Here is a 453-nt window from a genome sequence, read left to right as displayed (position 1 = left end):
CGCAAGAAAAGCTAGACAGTAACAAAAAAGCTCATATATCGATGTGGATTTCAGGACTGTCTCTGGCAGTCCTTTTATTATTTAACATTTTAAACTTCCTAAAATAAGGAGCTGTTCGTATGAAAAACTTGGATACTGGATCTATCGCTCGTTTTACGTTACTGATCATCGCGGTAATCAATAGTGTACTAAATCTTACAGGTTATCAAACAATCAGTAATGAGTTGGCTAATAATATTGTGGCCGTAATTACTGGAGGCTATGCATTGTACATGGCTTGGAAAAACAACTATTTATCTAATAAAGGTTTGCAGCAAAAAGATGTGCTTGAAAAACATGATTTAAACTAAGGGGGACTTTATTATGGGACATATTGTGGATATTTCAAAATGGAATGGTAATATCGACTGGCCAGTTGCAAAGCAGTATTTGGATTTCGTAATTGCTCGTGTG

1 protein-coding gene and 1 pseudogene are annotated in these 453 nt (G+C 35.5%); both read left to right on the top strand.

Translation table 11 applies throughout. The annotated features are described in order from the left end of the window. The first annotated feature begins 119 nt into the window (after positions 1-119). Positions 120-350, top strand: coding sequence for a phage holin (locus tag KVT34_RS29870; RefSeq protein WP_217563256.1), 231 nt, complete (start codon positions 120-122; stop codon positions 348-350). Between the two features lie 13 nt (positions 351-363). Further along, positions 364-453 (top strand): annotated as a pseudogene (locus tag KVT34_RS32175) (GH25 family lysozyme); the annotation flags it as partial.

It is taken from the genome of Paenibacillus sp. GbtcB18 (assembly GCF_019091125.1).
In the GTDB taxonomy this organism is placed as follows: domain Bacteria; phylum Bacillota; class Bacilli; order Paenibacillales; family NBRC-103111; genus Paenibacillus_F; species Paenibacillus_F chitinolyticus.
Note: the sequence above shows the minus strand (reverse complement) of the source record. Positions and strands in the feature narration are given on the sequence as shown.